Origin of the sequence: Azotobacter beijerinckii (assembly GCF_900110885.1) — a bacterium.
Classification (GTDB): Bacteria; Pseudomonadota; Gammaproteobacteria; order Pseudomonadales; family Pseudomonadaceae; genus Azotobacter; species Azotobacter beijerinckii.
Map to the genome: position 1 here is coordinate 1 of NZ_FOFJ01000062.1, position 18,876 is coordinate 18,876.

The window sequence follows — 18,876 nt, forward strand, 5'->3', positions numbered from 1 at the left end:
TAGCTTAGCCGGCCCGGTCCCAGTCAAACGGGATGTCCTGAACTGTCTGGAATCCATGAAGAGCCAAATCTATAAGCACGGGCAGCTCCACGGCAGGATGGCGGAGCATGCCTAGGCCGTGCACTCAGGAAAGCACAGCGAGACAGCCGAGCAGTCGCAGGGCTTCGTCCGACCCCTGAGCAGCCGCCTGCTCCAACCAGTAACGGCCCTGCTGCGCCTCCAGTGGTCCCGACTCACAGCAATGACGACCGAGCACCAGCTGCGCCTGGAGGTCTCCGGCACGCGCAGCCTGGCGTAGCAGCTCGAGGCCGAAACGACGATCGCGCGGAGTACAGCAGTCGCGGCAGAGCAACTGGCCAAGACGACTTTGCGCCGCCACCACGCCCTGGCGCGCCGGCTGCTTGAGCAGATGTCCGGCGAAACGCTTGGCACTGTGGGTTTTGCCGATACGCGGACTGTCCAGCAGCCAGGATGCCACCCTTACCGGCAGACGCATCTGGACAATGGCAGGCAAAGAAGACTGGGCACGAACTCTCATGGCAAACAGCAGGCTCATTTTGAGAAGGCGCGCACTGTACTCCTTTTTCCCGTCGAGTAAAGACTTGCCAAAGTATGACAATGGGGGCTTCAGAAACTTCTCCGAAAGGAAATCCACAGAAGCTGTGGATAACATGGTGGACAACGCCAGCCGATCTTTTCCAAGTGTCGATGTCCTCTGGCCCCGACTCGAACTGGTGCTTTTTTCACCAGGAAAACTTCTTGATTTTCATCTAGTTAGATGCATGAGACAGATCATGAACCGGGCGATCCGGCGCCGACCAGGATGAATCCTGCCAGCATCCTTCATCGATTTGACACAAAAGCGCGCCTTGATCTTGCTCCGGCGGACCGCCACCCTTGGCCGAAACCCGGCTGGAAAGGAGCCCGTGGATGACGGCTCGCCATCGAGGATGGCGCAATGCCAAGCGGATCGCCCTGGTCGGTAGCGTCCTGATCGCCGCCCTGGCCTACGGCAACCATCGCTGGCAGCAGCTCCTCCACACCCAAGGCATCGAGCAACTGTCCTGGCAGGGCCTGCGCCTCGTCGCCGAAGGCCCCGTCCTGCACCACCTGCAACTGGAGCGGCGGCAGGCCGACGGTGGTCGCCTGCAGATCTCCGCCGAAGGCCTGGTACTGGCCTGGCCGGAGCGGAACGATGAAGGCTGGCAGCTGCCGCAACTGCGCATCGCCCATCTGGAGCTCGACTGGCACCCGCCTCCCTCCGGCGATAGCACACCCGCTGCAAGCCTGCCGGTACTGCGCGGCTTGGCCGCTCTCCCCCGAGACCTGACGATCGACGCCTTCGACATCCGGCTGCCCTGCGCCAGCGGCCGCTGTCCCCTGCAAGGCTCGCTTCAGGCGCGCCATGCCGGCCCCCGTCTACTGCCGGCGAGCCTGGAACTCCAGCTGCGGCACCAAGGGCAACGTTTGGCACTGCACGCCGACCTCGACGGCCAGACCGACCTCCGGGAACTGACGCTGCAGGCCCACCTGCGGCTCAACGACCAGCCGCTCGCCCAGCTATCCACCACACTGGACAGCCACGGTACGGAACAAGCCTGGCAAGGCGAGCTGGCCGTGTCGGGTCTGCCCGAGACGCCCTGGCTGTGGGAGTGGCTCGGGCAGTGGCTGGTTCCTCTGCCGACAGGTGCCGCGCCGCCCCTCCAGGCTATGCAGCTGGAGGCCGGCTGGCGGCTGTACTGGCCGCAGGGACCAGTGGGACTGCGCCGGCTGCGCGAGACGGCACGGGGCGAGGCCCGTCTCCATGCCCGGCTGCCCGAGCCCTGGCCACTGGCCGGGGTCGGCCTGCTGCAGGGCAATCTCGCCCTGGAACTGGCCGGCGCCGCGGGAGACTGGCTGCCCCGTCAACTGCAAGCCGATCTCTACCTGACCCAACCGCAAGGCACCTGGCTGGAAGGGCTTCCCGAAACCCTGCGGCCGAAGACGCTGCAGCTGCAGATCGCGCCCCTCGCCCCCCAGCCCGGCAAGGCTGCGGAGGACACCGCGATCCTGCCGCTGAGCCTGCAGCTGCGCACCCAGGGTCCGGTACAGGCCGCGCTGCAAGGCGAGCTGCACATCGCGCCCCGGCAGCCCGACTGGCGCATCGAGCTGGATGCCGCTGCGATCAAGGTCGACGCGCCGCGCCTGCAGCTCTCCGACACCCGCCTGGAGCGACTGAACGCCCGCCTGTGGCTGTCCGGCCGGCTCGACCGCGAACGCCTGCAGCTGGCCCTGGGCAAGGCCTCGCACCTGAACCTCGGGCAGCTGGCGCAACCCGGACTGCGCCTGGAGCGGCTGCAGGGCGAGCTGGCCGGCCTGCACCTCGCCGCCGAACTCACCGACGGCGCACTGCATGAGCTGCGATTGAGCGGTCCGCTGCGCATGCAGACGCAGCGCCTGAGCCATCCCCGGCTGCGCCCGCAGGGGTGGGCCTGGCAGGGTCGCCTCGACGCCGGGCTCGAACGCCAGCAGTTGAACGGAAAGCTGCAGGGCGAACGGGGGCTGGGCGTCGACCTGCAGCTGCAGCACTCGCTCGACGGCACGCTGGCCGTGGACGCCCGCCTGGCGGAAATTTTCCTGCACGCCGGCAATCCCCTGGCCGAGACCCTGCTCGACTGGCCCACACTGCTCGAACTGGACAAAGGCCGACTGCAGGGCAATGCCCACCTGCGGCTGCGCCCCGGCGCCCCGCTGCAGGGTGAACTGGAGTTGCGACCGAAGGGCCTCTCGGGAGTTTATGATCGCAGCGAACTGGGCGGCCTGAGCGGCCGCCTGCAGGCACGCCTGCACGGCCCGCGCCTGGAGCTGCGGCTGGCCGAGCTGGAGGTGACGCATCTCAACCCCGGCCTCCCGCTCGGCCCGCTGCGCCTGCGCGGCCAGTACTCGGCAAGCCTAGCGCAGCCGCTACGCGGCCAGCTCGACTGGCAGCAGGCAGAACTCGCCCTGCTCGGCGGCCGTGCCTGGCTGGCCCCCGCCAGCCAGGGACTGTCGTCAGGCTCGGCAACCTTCGCGGTGCAGCTCGAAGGCCTGCAGCTCGGCGAGCTGTTTCGCCTCTACCCCGCCGAGGGACTGGCCGGGCAGGGCACCCTGGACGGACGCCTGCCGCTGCTCGTCGGACCGGCCGGCATGCGCATCGAGCAAGGCCGGCTGGCCAATCGCGGCCCCGGCGTGCTGCAGTTCCGCTCCGAGAAGATCCGTGCACTGGGCCGCGCCAATCCGGCCATGACACTGGTGGCAGAAGCCCTGGAGGACTTCCATTTCGGCCTGCTGTCCAGCGACCTCGGTTATGATGAACAAGGTAAGCTGCGCATGGCTCTGCGCCTCGAAGGGCGCAACCCCAGCGTGGAAAAGGGCCGGCCGATCCACTTCAACATCAACTTGGAAGAAGATATTCCGGCCCTGCTGACCAGCCTGCAACTCACCGACCGCGTCAACGAGAGCATCCGCCAGCGCGTGCAGCAAAGCCTGCGAAAGAACTCCGACGCCCCCTGACTGGAGAAACAGCCATGCGCCTGCGCCCCCTGCTCGCCGCCCCGCTGCTGGGCCTGCTGGTCGCCGCCTGTACGCCCACGGTGCAGTTGGCCGTCCCCGACAAACCGATCAACATCAACCTCAATGTGAAGATCCAGCACGAAATCTACGTCAAGGTGGACAAGGCCCTGGACGACATCATCGACAAGGATAGCGGCCTGTTTTGAGGAGATTCCCATGAAAGCCTACGCACGCATCGCAACCCTGCTGGTCGCGCTGGGCCTTGCCCTGCCAGCCCTGGCGATGAATCTCAACGAGGCCATGGGCGCCCTCTCCGGCGCCAAAGCCAGCGGCCAACTGGGCGAAATGCCCAGCGGCTACCTCGGCGTGGTCAGCCCCGGCGGCCAAGCCGAGGAGATCGCCCGCCTGATCAACCAAGCCCGGCGCGCCGAATACCAGCGCCTGGCCAAGGAAAACGGCATCCAGCTGGGCGACGTAGAGGCCATCGCCGGACAGAAGGCTCTGGACAAGACCCCAAGCGGCCAGTACATCCAGCTCAACGGCAAGTGGGTACGCAAATGAAGCCGCCCGAGAAAATCCCCACGGCGCTCGAAGCCAGCGACCTCGAGCAGATCACGGCGACGACCCTGCAGCACTACGCGGCGTCCGCCGAATCCTTCCGCGAGGGCACCCGCGACCACGACGTGAGCCAGAATATCGCCGCCCTGCTGCGCCACATCGAGGTGCCACCGCCCTTCGCCATCCTCGACTTTGGTTGCGGCCCAGGACGCGACCTGAAAACCTTCCGCGCCCTCGGCCACCAGCCCGTCGGCCTGGACGGCTGTCCCCGCTTCGTCGACATGGCCCGCGCCGACTCGGGCTGTGAAGTCTGGCAGCAGGACTTCCTGCAACTCGACCTGCCAACGGAACGCTTCGACGGCATCTTCGCCAACGCCTCACTGTTCCATGTCCCCGCCCAGGAACTGTCCCAGGTGCTCAGCAAGCTATACGCCACACTCAGGCCGGGCGGCGTGCTGTTCAGCTCCAATCCCCGCGGGCACAACGAAGAGGGCTGGAACGGCAACCGCTATGGCAGCTACCACGACCTCGACGCCTGGCGCCGCCACCTGACCGCCGCCGGCTTCGTCGAACTTGAGCACTACTACCGCCCCGCCGGCCTTCCGTGCAACCAGCAGCCCTGGCTCGCCAGCGTCTGGCGCAAACCGAAGACCTGACAAAACCGCAAGGCTTCAGGAAATCAGCGCCGCCTGGTTCACATCGCTGTAGCCCAGCCGACGGAAGGCGTTCGGCGACATGCCGGGAATGCACAAAGGCGGCACCACCTGCAGCACGGGCTGGCCGATCGGGCTGAACTGTCCCAGCCCTGCTGGATAGCCGACCTGATGCGCGAAGCCAGCGCCGCCGCGCGCATGGACCGGGAAAGCCTGCCCCATACCGGCTTCGAGATGATCCTCGGCGGCCGCCGCGAACACACTGATCTGCTGGGCCTCGCCGGTGGCAAGACCGTGGTGGTCTACGGCCAGACCGAACTCACCCGCGAGTTACCGCATCCCAGTCGAGGTCTGCCGCAAAGGCCGCACCGAGCTGCTGGAGAAATAGCCTGCAGCACATCTGGAAGGCCGAACGCGGCTACTACCTCGACTCTCTGGCCGGCCGCACCACCATCGAGGAAAACTACGTCGGCCTGACCTGCGGAGACATCGAATGAGACAGGCAGCCACCCGGCTGCCGCATCCACGCCTACCAGGCCCGACGCTGTTCGAGCCTTTCCTGCTGATTTCCTTGCCAGCCAGCCCAGAGCAATGACGGAGTCGCCCAGCGGAATGCCGGAGAATGGCGACAATCACACCCTGGGCATTATTCGTATACAATGTCGAGGACTCCTCGATAACTGTCCCCCCGATACGAAGCAGCTTTCGCTGTCCTGCGGCGAAACCCAATCGGGCCGACATGTAACGAAGCGGGTCCCTACTCCGACAACAGTCTAAAATAACGAAAGTATGCATTGTCGAAGTTGTGTCGCCATATGAATATGAACTTGCATCCCCTCATGGGATAGGCATTAAATCCATAATGGCGACCTTTCCATACTTATATTCAGAATTGACGGGTAAGTCCATTGAGCTCACAGCAAATTACCGAAGCCGAAATGCGCGAAGCATTGGGCCTTGCACCAACAAAACCTGCCCCGGAGAAACGCAAGCACCCTTCCAGTTATATTATGGTGGAGCTGAGCGTACGCAAACCGACCGGCGGTCCAGCCTTCCGGTTCGAATACAAATCCCGCTCGCTCAGTACCTTGGAAGCGAAACTCGAAGCGGAAAAGGCCGTGCGCAAGAAAGGACTCGAAGTCTGGGCCGTTCTCGATGTCCGACAGGTCAGCGAGTGAACCGGAAAGCACCTTGATCTTCCGAGGGCCACTGGACGGCCGGTCACCGACGACACAGGCAAGAGCCAAGAGCCGCATCTCTGCTCTGAACCCAAGCCAATTGGCAAAGAGCCGACTGCTACTCGCTGCACTTCAGCCGAATCGTAAGCGGGGATAAAAAGCATGCGTGCAATAAAAAAGCCTCGCAGCTCGAAAAAGCGGCGAGGCTCTTAGATATGGCGGGGAGATAGGGATTTGAACCCTAGGTACCCTTGCGGATACAACGGATTTCGAATCCGTCCCGTTCGGCCACTCCGGCATCTCCCCTAGGCGGCGCGCATGATACCAGCTCGATTAGCTTTGGCGAACCCCCCGCACGGATTTTTTCTGTACTTTCAGGGAATTGCCTCGCCTCCCAGACCACAGCGAAGCGACGGGCCATCTCTCAGCGGGTTAAACGGGTCAGAGCCTCGCGGTACTTGTCGGCAGTCTTCTGCGCCACTTCGGGCGGCAACGCCGGAGCCGGCGGCTGCTTGTTCCAGCCGGTGGACTCCAGCCAGTCGCGCACGAACTGCTTGTCGAAGCTCGGCGGGTTCTGCCCCTCTACATAGCTGTCAGCCGGCCAGAAACGACTGGAGTCCGGAGTCAGCACTTCGTCCATCAGGGTCAGAGCGCCATCCTCGTCGATGCCGAACTCGAACTTGGTGTCGGCGATGATGATGCCGCGGGTTGCCGCATACTCGACGGCGGCGCTATACAGGGCGATGGCGGTATCGCGCACCTTGGCCGCCAACTCTGCCCCGATGATCGCCTCGCACTGGGCGAAGGTGATGTTCTCGTCGTGATCGCCCACCGCCGCCTTGGTCGACGGAGTGAAGATCGGCTGGGGCAGTTTGGCGGCCTCCTTGAGGCCGGCCGGCAGGGGAATGCCGCAGACGATGCCGCTCTTCTGGTACTCCTTCCAACCGGAGCCGGCGATATAGCCCCGCACGATGGCCTCTACCGCCACCGGCTTGAGGCGCTTGGCGACCACCGCCCGCCCCTCGACCAGCGGCAGCTCGGCAGCCGCGACCACATCCTCCACCCGGTCGCCGGTGAAGTGGTTCGGCACGATGCCGGCCAGCTTGTCGAACCAGAAATTGGAGATGGCCGTGAGAATCTTGCCCTTGTCCGGAATCGGCTCGGCAAGGATCACATCGAAGGCCGACAGCCGGTCGCTGGCCACCATCAGCATGCGCTTGGCGTCGATTTCATAGAGATCGCGGACTTTGCCCGAGTAGATCTTCTTCAGACTCAGAGTGCTGGGTGTGCTCATCGCGTCTTTCTGCCTTTATCAAACGAAACAGGCGAAACCAGGGGGTTTCGCCTATCGATTCGTACCATTGCCGAGAGGGCCGCAGAGAACGGCCCAGCCAGACAGCCATTCAGCCGAGGTGTTCCTGGAGCATGCTCAACACCCGGCGCGCCACCTCTTCGGGGGCGAAAGTATTCATGTCCTTCTCCACCGTGACCTGGACACTCTCCGCGACACGAGTCAGGCGTACCTGATAGCGCTCGGCCCGAGCCTCCACATCCTCCGGATCCTTGCCTTTGCCGAGCAGGCGCCCAAAGAAGCCCGGCTTGTCGTCCCCCTCGGCCTTTTCGGCGAGATTGATGTAGTACACGCCAAGACTGCGGTTGATGTCGTCGACCCGTACATTGCTCATTTCCAAGGCACGACCAATGCTCGACCAGGCTCGATCGAAATCGGCATCCAGACTCAGGAAAGGATTGCCGCTGCCGTCCCTCGAGAGCGTGACGCGGCTCGGTGCATCGAAGTCGCGGGCCGCCAGCAAAGAAACAGAACCACCACGCTCGGCACTGCGCGCCAGACTGGCATTCATCTCGTCGAGCAGCGCGGCATCCAGACCGACATCGCCACGACCGGCCAGGCCGGCATCGACAGCGCTGCCGGTCGGGCGCAGTGCGCTATTCGCGAAAATTTCGCTGGAGTTGCGCTGGACACCCGGCTCGACTCGCACCCGCACACGGATTTCGCTACCGGCCGCTTGCTCGGAAGCCCGACCGCCCAAGCGCCGCGCCATGGGTGCGGAAAGCGTGTCGAGTGGCTGCCAAGCCGTGACGAACTCACCGGCCTGCAGGTGCTCTTCGGCGATGCGGAAGCCGTTGTCCTCGAAGAACTGCCGGAGCATCGGCCAGGCTTCCGCCGGTGCCCGCTGAACCACGAGCCAGCGCGAGTCGCCGCTCTGCTGCAGGCTGAACTCGCTGACCTCCTGGGTGCTCCGCAACGGCTGCGGACGCGGTACATCGAAATCGCTGTCGCGCCGCGAGTCAGCCACGTTCCGAGGCACCGGCAGCAACGGGTCGAGGCGGCGGATCTCGACACTCGGTGGCACCTGCATCGGGGCGGTCTGCCGTGCCGCAAGATAGTCGCTACCACGATCGCGGAAATACCCCTTCTCTCCCCACAACCAGCCGCAACCGCTGACAGTGGCAAAGATCGCGGCAAGAGCGGAGAGCCCGGCCAATCGCTTCATGCGCAATGCTTCCTGATGATCAAGCCAGAGCGCCGGTCTGGCGAAGAGCCTGGCGCAGCGGTTCGTGGCAACTGGAACTCAACCAGGTCAGGGGCAGACGAATACCGTCGGGAATAAAGCCCATCTCGTGCAGCGCCCACTTCACCGGAATCGGGTTGGACTCCAAGAACAGCGCCTTGTGCAGCGGCATCAGGCGCTCGTTCATCGCTCGAGCGAGAGCTGCCTCGCCACGCGTGGCCGCGGCGCAGAGATCGCTCATGGCACGCGGGACGACGTTGGCGGTCACCGAGATGTTACCCTTGCCGCCCATCAGGATGAGTTCGACGGCGGTGGGATCGTCGCCAGAATAGACGAGGAAGTCCTTGGCCACACGCTCCAGCACCTCGCGACCACGCTCCAGATTGCCGGTCGCCTCCTTGATGCCGATGATGTTCGGTACCTTGGAAAGACGCTCGACGGTTTCCGGCAGCATGTCGCAGACAGTACGTCCGGGCACGTTGTAGAGGATCTGCGGGATCGCCACGGCTTCGGCGATGGCGCGGAAGTGTCGATACAGACCTTCCTGGGTCGGCTTGTTGTAGTAGGGGGTTACCAGCAAGCAGGCATCGGCGCCGACGCTCTTCGCGTTCGCCGTCAGCTCGATCGCCTCGCGGGTGCAATTGGCACCGGTACCGGCGATCACCGGGATCCTTCCGCCGACCTGGTCGACCACCCGACGGATGACCTCGACATGCTCGGCGACCCCCAGGGTCGCAGATTCACCCGTGGTACCGACCGCGACGATGGCATTGGTGCCTTCTTGCAGGTGGAAGTCCACGAGCTTGCTCAGGCCGTCCCAATCCAGACCGCCCTGCGCATCCATGGGGGTGACCAGAGCCACCATGCTGCCCGCAATCATGCAACCACTCCTGCCGGAAAAAATGAGCCGTAATGGTACTGTCGCCACCTTCCTTGTACAAGTTGACCGCAAAGCCCAAGCATTCCCCTCGGCGCCGCTTTTCGTTACCCTTCCGGCTTTGATCGGCGCCTCTTGCGACGACTGCTCATCGTTTAGGAAAGCTGCATGTCCACCCCTCCCGCTCGCGAACAGTTCCTCGTCATCAGCGTTCTCGGCAGCGCCCCCATGGAGCTGACCAACGTGCTGTGCCGTGCCAGCCAGGAAAGCCGCTGCTCGGTCGTCAGTACCCGCCTGACTCGCCACGGTGAAGTCTGCGCTCTGGTCGTGCAGGTGGCCGGCAGTTGGGACGGACTGGCGCGCATGGAAACCAGCCTGCCGACCCTGGCCAAGCGTCACGATTTCACCTACAACCTGACCCGCAGCCTGCCCCTGGACAATCGACCGCAGGCATTGCCCTACGTCGCCTATGTCAGCGCAGCCTACCGCCCGGACATTCTCTCCGAGCTCTGCCAGTTCTTCATCGACCACCGCGTCGAACTGGAAAACCTGACCTGCGACACCTACCAGGCACCGCAGACCGGCGGCACCATGCTCAACGCCACCCTGACCGTCACCCTGCCGGCCGGCACCCAGATCAGTTGGCTGCGCGACCAGTTCCTCGATTTCGCCGATGCCCTGAACCTCGATGCGCTGATCGAGCCCTGGCGCCCCCAGAATCCCTAAGGAGCTTTCCATGCCCGTTGCCCTCGAGCAGCCCGTTCCCGACTTCCTGGCCCAGGCCACCGGCGGCCAGTTGGTTTCGCCCGCCGCACTCAAGGGCCGGCAGGTGGTGCTGTACTTCTATCCGAAGGACAGCACACCGGGCTGCACCACCGAAGGCCAGGGCTTCCGCGACCGCCATGGCGAGTTCCAGGCGGCCAATACGCAGGTCTTCGGCGTCTCCCGCGACGGACTGAAATCCCACGAGAACTTCAAGAGCAAGCAGGCCTTCCCTTTCGAGCTGATCTCCGATAAGGACGAGCAGCTGTGCCAGCTGTTCGAGGTGATCAAGCTGAAGAAACTTTACGGCAAGGAGTATCTGGGCATCGATCGCAGCACCTTCCTGATCGACAGGAACGGCGTGCTGCGCCAGGAGTGGCGCGGCGTGAAGGTACCGGGCCACGTCGATGCCGTGCTGGCCGCCGCCCACGCCCTGGACCGGGCCGACTGAGCGCGGCCTGCCCCTTCACGCCTTGCGCAGCCAGTAGCGGAAGAGACCGCCCTCGACCTCCTCGCGCAGGAGGCAATGGCCGGCCAGCCGGGCGAAGGCGCGAAAATCCCGTTGCGAACCGGGGTCCGTCGCGGTCACCTTGAGTACCGCTCCGGAATGCAGGCGGTTCAGCTCCAGCTTGGCCTTGAGCAAGGGTAGCGGGCAACTCAGGCCGCAGGCATCCAGTTCGGCATCGCAGGCGTCAGCCTGCCATTCGGCATCGGTCATAGGACTCTCCAGAAAAGGTCCCAAGGATAACCAAGCCGGCAAAGACCTGACCAGTCGCCTGCCGGGCGCGCACGGCAATGTGCGCGCACCTAAACTCGAATGGATACAGTAATGCCTCTGAATGCCAGAACCTGCCGCATGAATCTCCTACGCCCCAGCCTCCTCGCCCTCGCCTGCCTGCTCGCAGCGCCTCCCGGCACGGCCAGCGACCTACCGTCGCTGGGCGATGCCAGTTCCGCCATCGTCTCCCCCGAACAGGAACACCAGCTCGGCCGGGCCTGGCTGAGCCTGTTGCGCGGACAGGTTCCCCACCTGTCCGACGCACAACTGAAGGACTACGTGGAAACCAGCGTCTACCGCTTGAGCGAAACCAGCCAGGTCCAGGACCGGCGCCTGGAGTTCGTCCTGCTCGACAGCCCGCAACTGAACGCTTTCGCCGCGCCCGGCGGCATCATCGGCGTGAATGGCGGCCTGTTCCTCTACGCGGAGACCGAGGCCGAATACGCCGCCGTGCTGGCCCACGAACTGGCACACCTCTCGCAGCGCCATTTTGCCCGCGGTCTCGAAGCCCAGCAGCGCCTCCAGATCCCCATGATGGCCACCATGCTCGCCGGCATCATCGCCGCCGCGGCTGGCGCAGGAGATGCCGGCATGGCAGCAATCGCCTCCAGCCAGGCGGCGGCAATGCAGGAAATGCGGCGCTTCTCCCGGCAGAACGAGCAGGAGGCCGACCGCATCGGCCTGCTCAACCTGGAAAAGGCCGGCTACGATCCCCGCGCCATGCCGAGCATGTTCGAACGCCTGATGCGCCAGTACCGCTACGACGCCAAGCCGCCGGAATTTCTCCTGACCCACCCGGTCACCGAGTCACGCATCGCCGACACCCGCAACCGCGCGGAACAGTACCGTACTGGCGGTCGCCAGGACGACCACCGCTACCAGCTGATGCGTGCCCGCATGCAGCTCATCTACGAGCAGACCGCCGGCATGGCGGTGAAGCGCTTCCGCGCCCAGCTCGACGAAAACCCGAAATCCAGCGCCGACCGCTACGGCCTGACTCTGGCCCTGACCAAGAGCGGCCAGCTCAACGAGGCTCGGGAAGCCCTACAGCCGCTACTGGACAAGGCACCCAACGACATCGACTACAACCTCGCCGCAGCCGCCCTGGACATCACGGCCAACCGCCTCCAGGAGGCCGAGTCACGGGTCAAGCGTCTGCTGGCCCTATACCCAGGCAACTACCCACTGCGGCAGACCCAGGCCGATCTGCTACTTAAGCAGAATCAGCCGGCGGCGGCGGAGAAAGCGCTCAACGAGCTGCTCGCCAGCCGTCCCGAAGACCCGGACGTCTGGTACCAGGCTGCGGAAGTCCGCGGCCTGTCCGGCGACATCATCGGCGTGCACCAGGCCCGCGCCGAGTACTTCGCCCTGGTCGGCAATTACGACCAGGCCATCGAACAGTTGGACTTCGCCAAACGCCGTGCGAACGGCAACTTCCAGCTGGCCGCACGGATGGACGCCCGGCAGCAGGCCCTGAAGGAAGAAAAGAAGATGATCGAGGAAATGCTGCGCTGATCTGCAGCAAGCCCGGCGAGCATCCAGCCGGGCCCCATTTCAGCGCGAACGACCGGCACCCCGCTCAGGCGTTGCCGGCAAGCTTCAGACGGGCAGCATGAGTGAAGTCGAGCATGCGCGCGAGCGGCTTGACAGCCTTCGGGATCAGCGCCGGATCGACGAAGATTTCGTTGGCTCCCCCTTGCAGACTAGCCAGGGTTCGCTCCAGGGTGTTCATCGCCATCCATGGGCAATGAGCGCAGCTGCGGCAGGTCGCCCCGCTCCCCGCGGTGGGCGCCTCGACGAAGCGCTTGTCCGGGCAGAGCTGCTGCATCTTGTAGAAGATGCCGCGATCGGTAGCGACGATGAAGGTCGGATTGGGCAGCGTCTGCGCCGCCTTGATCAGTTGACTGGTCGAACCCACCGCGTCGGCCAGCTCGATCACTGCCTCCGGCGACTCGGGATGGACCAGCACGGCGGCATCGGGATAGAGTCGCTTCATGTCGAGCAGTTGCTTGGCCTTGAACTCCTCATGGACGATGCAGGCACCGTCCCAAAGCAGCATATCGGCACCAGTTTCACGCTGGATGTAACGGCCCAGATGGCGATCCGGTGCCCAAATGATCTTTTCGCCGTTATCCATCAGGCTCTCGACGATCTCAAGGGCGCAGCTGGAAGTGACCACCCAATCGGCCCGCGCCTTGACCGCCGCCGAGGTGTTGGCATAAACCACCACGGTGCGCTCGGGGTGCTGGTCGCAGAAAGCGGAAAACTCCTCCAGCGGACACCCCAGATCCAGCGAACAGGTCGCCTCCAGGGTCGGCATCAGCACGCGCTTTTCCGGATTGAGGATTTTCGCCGTCTCGCCCATGAAACGCACGCCGGCAACGAGCAGCGTCTGCGCCGGATGCTGACTGCCGAAGCGGGCCATTTCCAAGGAGTCGGCGACGCAGCCACCCGTTTCCTCGGCCAGCGCCTGAAGCACCGGATCGCAATAGTAGTGGGCTACCAGTACCGCATTCTGCCTTTTCAGCTCGGCGGCGATCTCGCGGCGATAATGGGCCTCCTCCTCGGCACTCGGAGGCTTGATCTGCCCGGCATCGAGGTGAACCTGGACAAGGAGGCGTTCGGAAATCTGCGTCATGTTCGCTGGACCTGCAAGCGCGTGCGCGGAAGGCGAGTATATCACCCTGCGGCACAACGCCAGAGGGCAGAACAGGCACAGGATGAGCCTGGAAGGAGAAGATAGAGCCTTATACTGGCCTCAATAGCGAAGATCCCCGGAGTTCCTTGCTCATCCACCCATACAGGGAGGGGGAAGCAGAAACCCATGTCGCCTTGCCCAAGACAGGCATCCAACTCGACACTATAGCAATCCGACGAGAATGCCTGTTCGATATACGGCGATACGGAGAGCTTGAAGAATGACGCCAGATGTAAGCCACGCCGATAGAAACGTTCAACGAGGCAAAAAACCGATGTGAAGCAGAGGGGAAAATGGTGGGTCGTGTAGGATTCGAACCTACGACCAATTGGTTAAAAGCCAACTGCTCTACCGACTGAGCTAACGACCCAACGCGAGGCGTATAATACTGATTTATCTCAGGATTTCAACACCCCCTCGGAAAAAACTCAAACATAGCGGGTAGGATCGGCAACCCCAGCCGCAGCGAAACCGGCCACTCTTAGTCGACAGGAGTCGCACTTGCCGCAGGCACGACCGTCCTCGTCGGCCTGATAACAGGAGACTGTCAGCCCATAATCGACCCCATGGCACAGACCGACCCGGATGATCTCGGCCTTGCCAAGGTTCTGCAACGGCGCCAGGATGCGCAAACCCTGCCCTTCCACACCAGCCTTGGTCGCCAGGTTGGCCATTCGCTCAAAAGCCTCGATGAACGCAGGACGGCAATCCGGGTAGCCAGAATAATCCACCGCATTGACGCCGATGAAGATGTCCCGCGCACCCAGCACTTCGGCCCAGCCCAGCGCCAGTGCGAGAAACACGGTATTGCGCGCCGGCACATAGGTGACCGGAATACCTTCGCTGGGCGTCTCCGGCACCGCGATGGCAAGATCGGTCAGCGCCGAACCGCCGATTCCGCCGAGGTCCAGACCGACCACCTTGTGCTCCACCACACCAAGCTGCCGAGCCACCCGCTCGGCGGCCCGCAGCTCGGCACGATGGCGCTGGCCATAATCGAAGCTCATGCTGTAGCAGGCATACCCCTCGGCCCGTGCCAAGGCAACCACAGTGGCGGAATCGAGACCGCCGGATAGCAGGATGACCGCTTTTCTCTCGTTCATTTCGTATCGTCTCGACAGAACCTGCAAGGCCAGAGAAGTCCGGCTGACGGGGAACAGGATCGCTCAGCGCCCCCGCGCGTCGTTCCAGAGGACCTTGTGCAGCTGCAGCTGTAGACGCACCGGCAGGTTGTCGGCAACGATCCAGTCCGCCAGCTCACGACCCTCCAACTGACCATGACTGGGCGAGAACAGCACCTCGCCGACACGACTATCTAGGCGATACTCGATCAGTTTGGATACCGCCCAATCATAGTCCTCGCGGGAGCAAAGAACGAACTTCATCTGATCGTGGTGCGTCAGCAGGGCAATGTTCTCGTAACGATTGCGCGCAACCTCCCCCGAGCCCGGGGTCTTCAGGTCGAGCACCCGGCTCACCCGGGCATCCACGTCCGAGACATCGAAGGCTCCACTGGTTTCCAAGGAAACCTCGTAGCCGGCCTCGCAGAGCCGGCGCAGCAGCGCAACGCTGTTCGGCTGAGCCAGCGGCTCGCCACCGGTGACGCAGACGCGGCGTGATTGATAGCCCGCCACGCGCTCGAGAATCTCGGACAGGGGGAGATTTTCGCCGCCGCTGAAGGCATAGGCGGTATCGCAGTATTGACAGCGCAGGGGACAGCCGGTAAGGCGCACGAATACCGTCGGCAAGCCAGCGGTACGTGCCTCCCCCTGCAACGAGTGGAAAATCTCGGTAATTCGCAGGGTTTCTTGCATATCAGCCACGGGCGTGACGGCGAAACAGGCCATCCGCCTCCGTTGCGGGAAAAGGGGCATGGATTCTAACGAAAAAACCCGCGACAAGCGCGGGTTTTTTCTGCTACAGGGGGTCAGCGCAGACTTTGCAGATCGCGCTGGGCCAGCTGGGCCGCCGAACTGCCGGGGTACTGAGCGACGACCTGCTGCAAGGCTGATTTCGCTTTCCCCGCGTTACCCAAGCGACGCTCGACGTCCGCCAGCTTGTACAGCGAGTCCGGCACCTTGGGATGCTTCGGGTAGTTCTGGCTGACCCGCGCAAAAGCCTGGCCGGCTCCTTGCAGATCCCCCTTGGCCAGATTCACCTCACCCAGCCAGTACTGTGCATTGCCGGCGTACTGGCTGTTGGGGTATTTGCGCAGAAAAGCGGCGAACGCTTGGCTGGCCTTGTCGAAATCCTTGGCCTTGATCAAATCGAAGGCCGCGTCGTAATACAGCTTTTCCTTCTCGGGATCGGACGACCCGCCACTCGCCGGCGCCTGGGCTGCCGCCGGCACGGGAGTTCCGCCGGCATCGATGGCACCGGCGGAGGCGTTCTGCTGCTGAACCGGAGCGCTTGCCGCCGCGGACAGGCGGCTGTCGAGGTCCTGATAGCGATCCAGACTTTCCTGCTTCAGGCGGCGGACCTCGTGCTGCTGCTCCTCGACCATGCCGCGCAGACGCGAAACCTCGTCCTGCAGTTGCTGCAACTGCAGGAACATCTCGCCCTGCGCCGAGGTCGGCGTACTCATCGCCCCCCCGGCATAGGCGCCGCTCGCGTCCTGTATCGCCTGCGGGTAACCGTTACTGACGTAACCGTAACCGGCAGAGTTACCCGCCACAGGAGTCTCTGCCCAGGCTGCGAGCGGCAGACTGAACACCAACAGGGATATGACACGGCGGCACTGGCTCATGGCGAGTTACTTGCGCAGTTCGACGCGGCGGTTCTGAGCCCAGGACTGCTCGTCGGCACCGCCAACGGCAGGACGCTCTTCGCCGTAAGAAACCAATTCCAGTTGGGCCGGGGAAACCCCCTGCAGCACCAGATAGCGCTGGACGGCCTTGGCACGACGCTCACCCAGAGCCATGTTGTACTCGCGGGTACCGCGCTCGTCGGTATGGCCTTCCAGCACGACGCGGGCGCCACTGCCCTTCAGGTCACCAGCGTGCACGTCGAGGGCACGCATGGCTTCCGACTTCAGGTCGGAGCTGTCGTACTCGAAATAGAAAGTAGTGATAGCGCGCAGAGAGGCCGCATCGCTGCCACCCATACCGCCACCGTAAGCGCCGGAACCGGAACCGGAACCGTAGCCAGAGGTACCGGCGCCGTAGCCTGCATTCGGATCAACGCCACCATTGGCGCCAGCGCCTTCCCCGGAAGCGTCGCCGCCCTTGGAGGAACAGCCGACGGCAACCGCCATGGCCAGCGCCAGCGCGGCGAATTTACCGAATTTCAGCATTTGCATGATGGAACTCCTAAAGAAGCTCAGGTGTTGTGTTAGGTTGAGGGTTTGATTTGGAATGTCGCATCAGTTCAGGTAGGGAGACCAAGACGGCTCGCGAACCTCGCCTTGCGCGGTAGGAAGCGGGAGCCTGACCTTGCCGTTGATCGACACGAGCATCAAGACTCCCCGTCCCTGCTGACGGGTGGCGTAGATTAGCATGGTGCCATTGGGGGCGACAGTGGGCGACTCGTCCAGGCCGGTCTCCGAAAGCACGCGCAGGCTGCCGCGCTCGAGGTCCTGGGCGGCCACCTTGAAGTTGGTGTACCCCTCTTGGCGGTGGACCATTACCAGGGTCTTCTCGTCGGCCGACAACTTCGGGTTGGCATTGTAGTTGCCGACGAAGGTTACCCGCTCGGCTCCGCCGCCGATGCTCTGCCGATAGATCTGTGGCTTGCCGGCACGGTCGGAAGTGAAATAGAGGGTTTGGCCATCCGCCCCCCAGAAAGGCTCGGTGTCGATGCCTATCTGGTCGGTGACCCGCTGCAGCTGCCGGCTGGCCAGGTTCATCACGTAGATCTCCGGGTTGCCGTCCTTGGACAGCACGAAGGCCAGGCGGGACCCATCCGGCGAGAAGGCCGGCGCACCGTTGAGCCCCTCGAAGTTGGTGATCTGCTCGCGGCGACCGGTATCGACGTACTGGATGAAGATGCGCGGACGCTTCTGCTCGAAGGAGACATAAGCGATGCGCCGGCCATCGGGCGCAAAGCGCGGCGACAGGATCGGCTCGCGCGACTGCAGCAGGGTCACCGCCCGCGCACCGTCGTAGTCGGAGCGCTGCAGGGTGTAGCGGGTGCCTCCATCGCCCATGCGCTCGGCGGTGACGTAGAGCAGGCGGGTGGAGAAAGCCCCCTTGATGCCGGTGAGCTTCTCGAACGCCTGGTCGGCAATGTAGTGGGCCATGTCGCGCAACTGATCGCCACTGCCGCTAACAGTTCCGGCCAACACTTGCTGCTCGGTGGCCACATTCATCAGCGCATACTGCACCTGCAGTCGCCCACTGGCCGGGACTATGCTGCCAACCAGCACATACTGAGCCCCCAGCGCCGCCCAATCGCGATAGATGATCTCGCCGGCACTGCTCGGCTGACTAATCATGTTCTGCCGGGGAAGCGGCTCGAAGACCCCCGAGTTACGCAGGTCGTTGCTGACGATCGCGGCCATGTCGTCGCTCATCACGCTACCGCCCTGCCAGCCGAAGGGCACCACGGCGATCGGCGTGGCACGCGCGGTACCGCTGGTCACTACCAGCGGATCGGCCGCCTGGGCGATGCCGGTCAGCAAGGTCAATCCGAGCAGGGCGAGACGAATCAGGGTATTCACAGATCCAAATCCTCAGGTTTGAAAATCATGCGCCGCTGCCGGTACTGGCTATCGAAGGTGGCGCGATCCACTTGCCGCAACTCCGGGATCCTGCCCACGCTGCGCACCGCGGCAACGGCTGAATTGTCGAAGGACGCGTCCCCGCTGGAACGGGTCACCCGCGCATTGGTTATGGTGCCATCCGGCAGCATCTGGATCAGTACCTCTACGCTCATTCCATTACGGGCCGACGGTGGTCGGCGCCATTGCTGGCTGACCAGACTGACGATCAGGTCGTCGTATTTGCCGCTGGTCTGACTGCCCTGGCTCTCGGCCAAGGCCTGCTGCCGCTCCGTGGAGTCGGACAGCAGCTCGGCCAGGGCCTGGGCCTTCTTGTCCTCGGCAGCCTTGCGCGCGGCCTCAGCGGCGGCTTTCTTCTTACCCTCTTCGGCAGCGGCCTTTTTCTTCGCCTCATCGGCAGCCTTCTGCTTGGCTTCCTCGGCAGCCGCCTGCTTCTTCGCTTCTTCGGCAGCCTTCTTCTTGGCTTCCTCGGCGGCCGCCTGCTTCTTCGCCTCTTCCGCAGCCGCCTGCTTCTTCGCTTCTTCGGCAGACTTCTTCTTGGCCTCCTCGGCGGCCGCCTGCTTCTTCGCCTCTTCGGCGGCCTTCTTCTT

At 63.8% G+C, this 18,876-nt stretch carries 21 protein-coding genes and 2 tRNA genes; 8 read left to right on the forward strand and 15 right to left on the reverse strand.

The features are described 5' to 3' along the window. Positions 1-124: 124 nt before the first annotated feature. Positions 125-538, reverse strand: a complete 414-nt coding sequence (locus tag BMY22_RS19290; protein WP_244158924.1) for a tetratricopeptide repeat protein — start codon at positions 536-538, stop codon at positions 125-127. Between the two features lie 392 nt (positions 539-930). Here BMY22_RS19290 and BMY22_RS19295 point away from each other — a divergent pair, with 392 nt between their 5' ends. Genes BMY22_RS19295 through BMY22_RS19310 form a run of 4 tightly spaced genes read left to right on the forward strand, consistent with a single transcriptional unit; the run spans position 931 to position 4,745 of the window. Continuing rightward, positions 931-3,531, forward strand: coding sequence for an intermembrane phospholipid transport YdbH family protein (locus tag BMY22_RS19295; protein ID WP_090624749.1), 2,601 nt, complete (start codon positions 931-933; stop codon positions 3,529-3,531). A gap of 14 nt (positions 3,532-3,545) precedes the next feature. After that, a complete protein-coding gene (locus BMY22_RS19300; RefSeq protein ID WP_090624751.1) occupies positions 3,546-3,737 on the forward strand; it encodes a YnbE family lipoprotein in 192 nt (63 codons plus the stop codon). Positions 3,738-3,747: 10 nt separating this feature from the next. Continuing rightward, positions 3,748-4,092 carry a YdbL family probable chaperone protein gene (locus tag BMY22_RS19305; protein WP_090624753.1) on the forward strand — a complete coding sequence of 115 codons (345 nt, stop codon included), beginning with the start codon at positions 3,748-3,750 and terminating at the stop codon, positions 4,090-4,092. Beyond that, entirely contained in the window at positions 4,089-4,745 is a 657-nt protein-coding gene (locus BMY22_RS19310; RefSeq protein ID WP_090624755.1) for a class I SAM-dependent DNA methyltransferase, read from the forward strand. Before BMY22_RS19305 ends, BMY22_RS19310 begins: the two co-directional genes overlap by 4 nt. 15 nt (positions 4,746-4,760) lie before the next feature. On the opposite strand, the gene BMY22_RS25435 is transcribed toward BMY22_RS19310, so the two are convergent. Next, positions 4,761-5,003 (reverse strand): hypothetical protein, encoded by a 243-nt coding sequence (locus BMY22_RS25435; protein ID WP_090624756.1) that lies wholly within the window; start codon positions 5,001-5,003, stop codon positions 4,761-4,763. A gap of 677 nt (positions 5,004-5,680) precedes the next feature. Between BMY22_RS25435 and BMY22_RS19320 the strand changes: the two genes are divergently transcribed. Next, the gene (locus tag BMY22_RS19320; RefSeq protein WP_090624758.1) at positions 5,681-5,920 is read left to right on the forward strand and encodes a hypothetical protein; all 240 of its coding nucleotides are present in this window, start codon (positions 5,681-5,683) and stop codon (positions 5,918-5,920) included. A gap of 216 nt (positions 5,921-6,136) precedes the next feature. Here the strand turns inward: BMY22_RS19320 and BMY22_RS19325 are convergent. The 4 genes from BMY22_RS19325 to dapA form a co-directional block, all read right to left on the reverse strand. Continuing rightward, positions 6,137-6,226 (reverse strand) — tRNA-Ser (locus tag BMY22_RS19325). A gap of 118 nt (positions 6,227-6,344) precedes the next feature. Beyond that, a complete protein-coding gene (locus BMY22_RS19330; RefSeq protein ID WP_090624759.1) occupies positions 6,345-7,214 on the reverse strand; it encodes a phosphoribosylaminoimidazolesuccinocarboxamide synthase in 870 nt (289 codons plus the stop codon). 109 nt (positions 7,215-7,323) lie between these two features. Next, a complete protein-coding gene (gene bamC / locus BMY22_RS19335; protein WP_090624761.1) occupies positions 7,324-8,436 on the reverse strand; it encodes an outer membrane protein assembly factor BamC in 1,113 nt (370 codons plus the stop codon). A 19-nt stretch (positions 8,437-8,455) separates the two neighbouring features. After that, positions 8,456-9,334: a 4-hydroxy-tetrahydrodipicolinate synthase gene (gene dapA / locus BMY22_RS19340; protein ID WP_090624763.1), complete on the reverse strand. Its 879-nt coding sequence runs from the start codon at positions 9,332-9,334 to the stop codon at positions 8,456-8,458. A gap of 165 nt (positions 9,335-9,499) precedes the next feature. Between dapA and BMY22_RS19345 the strand changes: the two genes are divergently transcribed. Together BMY22_RS19345 and BMY22_RS19350 are read left to right on the forward strand one after the other, a co-directional pair. Continuing rightward, positions 9,500-10,057: a glycine cleavage system transcriptional repressor gene (locus tag BMY22_RS19345; RefSeq protein WP_090624765.1), complete on the forward strand. Its 558-nt coding sequence runs from the start codon at positions 9,500-9,502 to the stop codon at positions 10,055-10,057. 10 nt (positions 10,058-10,067) lie between these two features. Continuing rightward, entirely contained in the window at positions 10,068-10,544 is a 477-nt protein-coding gene (locus tag BMY22_RS19350) for a peroxiredoxin (protein ID WP_090624767.1), read from the forward strand. Positions 10,545-10,559: 15 nt separating this feature from the next. Here BMY22_RS19350 and BMY22_RS19355 read toward each other — a convergent pair whose 3' ends face one another. Continuing rightward, positions 10,560-10,811 carry a sulfurtransferase TusA family protein gene (locus BMY22_RS19355; RefSeq protein ID WP_090624769.1) on the reverse strand — a complete coding sequence of 84 codons (252 nt, stop codon included), beginning with the start codon at positions 10,809-10,811 and terminating at the stop codon, positions 10,560-10,562. Positions 10,812-10,949: 138 nt separating this feature from the next. Here BMY22_RS19355 and BMY22_RS19360 point away from each other — a divergent pair, with 138 nt between their 5' ends. Continuing rightward, positions 10,950-12,386, forward strand: a complete 1,437-nt coding sequence (locus tag BMY22_RS19360) for a M48 family metalloprotease (RefSeq protein WP_167363775.1) — start codon at positions 10,950-10,952, stop codon at positions 12,384-12,386. A 64-nt stretch (positions 12,387-12,450) separates the two neighbouring features. Here the strand turns inward: BMY22_RS19360 and nadA are convergent, their stop codons facing one another. The 8 genes from nadA to tolA all read right to left on the reverse strand — a co-directional run. After that, positions 12,451-13,509 (reverse strand): quinolinate synthase NadA, encoded by a 1,059-nt coding sequence (nadA, locus tag BMY22_RS19365; RefSeq protein ID WP_090624771.1) that lies wholly within the window; start codon positions 13,507-13,509, stop codon positions 12,451-12,453. A 354-nt stretch (positions 13,510-13,863) separates the two neighbouring features. Next, positions 13,864-13,939: transfer RNA gene (locus BMY22_RS19370), tRNA-Lys, on the reverse strand. 58 nt (positions 13,940-13,997) lie between these two features. Then, positions 13,998-14,672 (reverse strand): 7-cyano-7-deazaguanine synthase QueC, encoded by a 675-nt coding sequence (gene queC / locus BMY22_RS19375; RefSeq protein ID WP_090624773.1) that lies wholly within the window; start codon positions 14,670-14,672, stop codon positions 13,998-14,000. 63 nt (positions 14,673-14,735) lie between these two features. Next, entirely contained in the window at positions 14,736-15,383 is a 648-nt protein-coding gene (gene queE, locus BMY22_RS19380; RefSeq protein ID WP_090624786.1) for a 7-carboxy-7-deazaguanine synthase QueE, read from the reverse strand. Positions 15,384-15,496: 113 nt separating this feature from the next. Further along, entirely contained in the window at positions 15,497-16,315 is an 819-nt protein-coding gene (gene ybgF / locus BMY22_RS19385) for a tol-pal system protein YbgF (RefSeq protein WP_090624775.1), read from the reverse strand. A gap of 6 nt (positions 16,316-16,321) precedes the next feature. Next, positions 16,322-16,867, reverse strand: coding sequence for a peptidoglycan-associated lipoprotein Pal (pal, locus tag BMY22_RS19390; RefSeq protein WP_090624777.1), 546 nt, complete (start codon positions 16,865-16,867; stop codon positions 16,322-16,324). Between the two features lie 63 nt (positions 16,868-16,930). Further along, on the reverse strand, positions 16,931-18,226 hold the full coding sequence (gene tolB, locus BMY22_RS19395) for a Tol-Pal system beta propeller repeat protein TolB (RefSeq protein WP_090624779.1): 1,296 nt from the start codon (positions 18,224-18,226) through the stop codon (positions 16,931-16,933). Next, positions 18,223-18,876 (reverse strand): cell envelope integrity protein TolA (gene tolA / locus BMY22_RS19400; protein ID WP_090624781.1); only part of this gene is annotated, 654 nt, incomplete at its 5' end. The genes tolB and tolA, both read right to left, overlap by 4 nt.

Bases quoted from the DNA above. Each gene is read 5' to 3' on its own strand.
- BMY22_RS19300 (WP_090624751.1), top strand. From the start codon at position 3,546: ATGCGCCTGCGCCCCCTGCTCGCCGCCCCGCTGCTGGGCCTGCTGGTC.
- BMY22_RS19355 (WP_090624769.1), bottom strand. From the start codon at position 10,811: ATGACCGATGCCGAATGGCAGGCTGACGCCTGCGATGCCGAACTGGAT.
- BMY22_RS19295 (WP_090624749.1), top strand. From the start codon at position 931: ATGACGGCTCGCCATCGAGGATGGCGCAATGCCAAGCGGATCGCCCTG.
- BMY22_RS19360 (WP_167363775.1), top strand. From the start codon at position 10,950: ATGAATCTCCTACGCCCCAGCCTCCTCGCCCTCGCCTGCCTGCTCGCA.
- BMY22_RS19310 (WP_090624755.1), top strand. From the start codon at position 4,089: ATGAAGCCGCCCGAGAAAATCCCCACGGCGCTCGAAGCCAGCGACCTC.
- bamC (WP_090624761.1), bottom strand. From the start codon at position 8,436: ATGAAGCGATTGGCCGGGCTCTCCGCTCTTGCCGCGATCTTTGCCACT.
- dapA (WP_090624763.1), bottom strand. From the start codon at position 9,334: ATGATTGCGGGCAGCATGGTGGCTCTGGTCACCCCCATGGATGCGCAG.
- BMY22_RS19290 (WP_244158924.1), bottom strand. From the start codon at position 538: ATGAGAGTTCGTGCCCAGTCTTCTTTGCCTGCCATTGTCCAGATGCGT.
- BMY22_RS19330 (WP_090624759.1), bottom strand. From the start codon at position 7,214: ATGAGCACACCCAGCACTCTGAGTCTGAAGAAGATCTACTCGGGCAAA.
- queE (WP_090624786.1), bottom strand. From the start codon at position 15,383: ATGCAAGAAACCCTGCGAATTACCGAGATTTTCCACTCGTTGCAGGGG.
- ybgF (WP_090624775.1), bottom strand. From the start codon at position 16,315: ATGAGCCAGTGCCGCCGTGTCATATCCCTGTTGGTGTTCAGTCTGCCG.
- pal (WP_090624777.1), bottom strand. From the start codon at position 16,867: ATGCAAATGCTGAAATTCGGTAAATTCGCCGCGCTGGCGCTGGCCATG.
- BMY22_RS19320 (WP_090624758.1), top strand. From the start codon at position 5,681: ATGCGCGAAGCATTGGGCCTTGCACCAACAAAACCTGCCCCGGAGAAA.
- BMY22_RS19305 (WP_090624753.1), top strand. From the start codon at position 3,748: ATGAAAGCCTACGCACGCATCGCAACCCTGCTGGTCGCGCTGGGCCTT.
- BMY22_RS19350 (WP_090624767.1), top strand. From the start codon at position 10,068: ATGCCCGTTGCCCTCGAGCAGCCCGTTCCCGACTTCCTGGCCCAGGCC.
- BMY22_RS19345 (WP_090624765.1), top strand. From the start codon at position 9,500: ATGTCCACCCCTCCCGCTCGCGAACAGTTCCTCGTCATCAGCGTTCTC.
- nadA (WP_090624771.1), bottom strand. From the start codon at position 13,509: ATGACGCAGATTTCCGAACGCCTCCTTGTCCAGGTTCACCTCGATGCC.
- queC (WP_090624773.1), bottom strand. From the start codon at position 14,672: ATGAACGAGAGAAAAGCGGTCATCCTGCTATCCGGCGGTCTCGATTCC.